Here is a 3,175-nt window from a genome sequence, read left to right as displayed (position 1 = left end):
GGTTTATGTAAATCTTAGAGTAAGCATGAAAATTTCTGCTAAAACCCGCCCCTACTGGCTATTTTTTATTACCAAAAAATCATGGAAAATTATCTTGAAAATTATCACCGGACTGCATTAGAGAATTAGGTTCCGTAGGGGCGGGTTCCACAGTTAATTTAACGAGTTTTCACATTAAGTAAAATCAACCCACCCCCAATTATATAACCCACAGAATGATATAACCCACCGTCGGACAGGGCGGGTTTATGTAAATCTTAGAGTAAGCATGAAAATTTCTGCTAAAACCCGCCCCTACTGGCTATTTTTTATTACCAAAAAATCATNGGTTTATGTAAATCTTAGAGTAAGCATGAAAATTTCTGCTAAAACCCGCCCCTACTGGCTATTTTTTATTACCAAAAAATCATGGAAAACTATCTAGAAAATTATCGCCGAAGAAATCTTCGAGGTCGTTCTTTTAAAAATCAATACCTCTCCCATGAAGATTTTTCCTACTCAGATATTAGAGGTGCAAATTTCACAAATGCCAATCTCACAGGTGCTAACTTCAGCTATGCTTTAGCAGGATTAACAAAACCTTGGAAAATCATACTTTCTATTTTGATTTTTTTCCTTTCGGCAACTTCAGCTTTTGCCACATTTACAGCAGTTTATATTCCTCTCAAATTTATTGTTCCTAAACCTAGTAATCTTATTCCCATTCACATCGGTTTATTTATTTTTTTACTCCTGGAACTGATAAACATTGGCTCACTATTAGTCACAATTAGGCAAGGAATCAAAAAAACTTTAGCATATTTATTCTCTGGCATCCCCCTAATAATATTGATAGTTCCCGTATTAGCAGCTTTTGCTATGAGTGAAAGAAATCTCTCAAAAGGGTTTAAATTTTTGGGAATCGATCGACCTCCATCGCCAGAAATTATTGAACTTTCAAAAGAGTTAAAAGCTTTCCGAAGTGGCAATCTTATTGAGGGAATAACTAACCTACTAACCGACGCTGATTCTGTAAATATAGTCGTTAGTATAATTGTCAGTTTAATTATTTCTTTCGGAGCAATATTAGTATTAATTACCACCCTAAGTCTGGCAGTTGTTTTAGCTGAAATAAAATTAGAAAAACACCAGAAAAATTCAGTCATAGCTTGGTCAATAATTTTCACGATTATTATTACTGGAAGTGTCGTAAGAAATATGGATGATCGTTATGGAACATTTTTATTTAGCTCGGAACCTACAAAGGGAGTTGTTTTAGGTATTGGCACTTATGTAATAGCTATATCTATATCTATATTATTAATCTCAATAGCTAGTTATCTTGCCAGAAAAATCTTAGCGGAAGACGAAAATAATCTAACTATTCGCCGACTTGCTGTTGCTATTGGAGCCATAGGAGGAACGAGTTTTAAAAATGCTAATCTTACCGAGACTAACTTTAGTAATGCCTGCCTAAAAAGTACAGATTTTAGATTAGCAAATGTGACTCATACTCTCTGGCGCAAAGCCGAATATTTAACATTTGCTAGAATCGGAACCACAATATTAATCGACCCGAAAATTCGAGAATTGTTAGTAACTGGAAATGGTATAAACCAACAATATATAAGTGTGAATCTTCGAGGCGCAAATCTCAGAAATGCTGACCTAACTCGGAGCAATTTAACAATAGCAGATTTGAGCGAAGCAGCTCTGGAAGGTGCTTGTTTAGATGGAGCAAATTTAAAAGAAGTTTTGGCAATAGGTACTAATTTTACCCAGGCAAAAATGACAGGAGTTTGTTTAGAATCTTGGAATATTAATCACACCACTATTTTGGATGAAGTTGAGTCGGAATATATCTATTTATTAGAGTCGGAAAAACCACAAACAAATGATAGAGAGCGTCGTCCTAGTAGTGGAAATTTTGCAGCGGGAGATTTTACAAGTTTATTTGCTGAAAATTTTCATACTGTAGATTTAATTTTCCGTAATGGGATTAATGGTAAAGCTTTTATGTCTGCTTTTCAACAGGTGCAAAAAGAAAATGAAGGAGTTACTTTGAGGATTCAAAGTATGGAAAATAAGGGGGATAGAATAGTGATAATTAAAATTGGCGTACCTGAAGATGCGAGTAAGGGAAAAATTCATCAGCAGTTGACTAAGTTTTATCAAGAAGATGTGGGTAAATTAACTGAAAAGTCTTTGGATAAATCTCTTAGTCAGGAGGAAAAATTTGCCACATCTCATCAGCAAAGTGAAGATATGATGTCTTTTTTCAGTTATCAGTTATCAGTTAACAGTTATCAGTCAATAGTTGAGCGTCTAGAAAGAACAATGCAAGATGAAAAAGAGCGGATAATTTATGCGGAAGAGCAAGGAAGAATTAAAGAAGCAATTTTTATAGTTATGGTTTTAATAACTCAACGTTTTGGAGAAGTGTCTGAAAATATTAAATATCGGATAGAAACTCTACCTTTGGCAAATTTAGAAAGTTTGGTCAAGGTATTTTTAAATTTTAATAGTTTGGCAGATTTAGAAAATTGGTTACAGGAAAATTCATCCTCATAGTAATTATTCAATTGTTGTAGGGGCAAACGGCCTTTTGCCCCTACAGGAAATTTTGAGGAAAATAGTTAACAGTTATTTATAGGCATCTTGCCCGCGAGTAATGTACCTCTATTAATTATCAAAGGAGACAAATTACTATGAAATTTATCAGCCCCAAAATTGATTATGCCTTTAAAAAAATATTCGGTTCGGAACAGAGTACAGACATTTTAATTAGTTTTCTCAATGCCATAATTTATGGAGGGGAAAAAGTCATTCAATCTCTCACAATTGTTAATCCCTATAATCCCGATCAATTGAGTAGGGGCGAATGGCCATTCGCCCCTACTTTGGATGTCAAAGCAGTTTTGGCAGATTTAGAAAATTGGTTAGAGGAAAATTCATCTTCTTAGTAATTATTCAATTGTTGTAGGGGCAAACGGCCGTTTGCCCCTACAGGAAATCTCGACCGAGTAGTAAATAAATTTTCTAATTAATTTTTCAGGGGTAAATAATTATGCTAATTCATTCATCTAAACAACCACGCAAAAATTATCAAGGTCGTTCTTTTCAGTTATTAGTTATCAGTTATCAGTTATCAGCAATTAATAATGAATAATTACTTCACCAAATATATATCTAGGGC

Annotated in this window: 2 protein-coding genes; both read left to right on the top strand. The window is 34.2% G+C overall.

Annotated elements, in window-relative coordinates; all coding sequences use genetic code 11:
• Window positions 1-408: 408 nt before the first annotated feature.
• On the top strand, window positions 409-2,550 hold the full coding sequence (locus AFK68_RS04630) for a pentapeptide repeat-containing protein (RefSeq protein ID WP_094671785.1): 2,142 nt from the start codon (window positions 409-411) through the stop codon (window positions 2,548-2,550).
• 137 nt (window positions 2,551-2,687) lie between these two features.
• Complete coding sequence (locus AFK68_RS04625; protein ID WP_371357232.1) at window positions 2,688-2,942, top strand: PD-(D/E)XK nuclease family transposase; 255 nt, start codon at window positions 2,688-2,690, stop codon at window positions 2,940-2,942.
• Window positions 2,943-3,175: the final 233 nt, after the last annotated feature.

Origin of the sequence: Hydrocoleum sp. CS-953, assembly GCF_002260545.1 — a bacterium.
GTDB lineage: Bacteria > Cyanobacteriota > Cyanobacteriia > Cyanobacteriales > Microcoleaceae > Trichodesmium.
This window is presented reverse-complemented; position numbering and strand designations above follow the sequence as displayed.

What these genes read in the sequence shown, in the direction of transcription:
- AFK68_RS04630 (WP_094671785.1), top strand. Translation starts at nt 409, where the DNA reads ATGGAAAACTATCTAGAAAATTATCGCCGAAGAAATCTTCGAGGTCGT.
- AFK68_RS04625 (WP_371357232.1), top strand. Translation starts at nt 2,688, where the DNA reads ATGAAATTTATCAGCCCCAAAATTGATTATGCCTTTAAAAAAATATTC.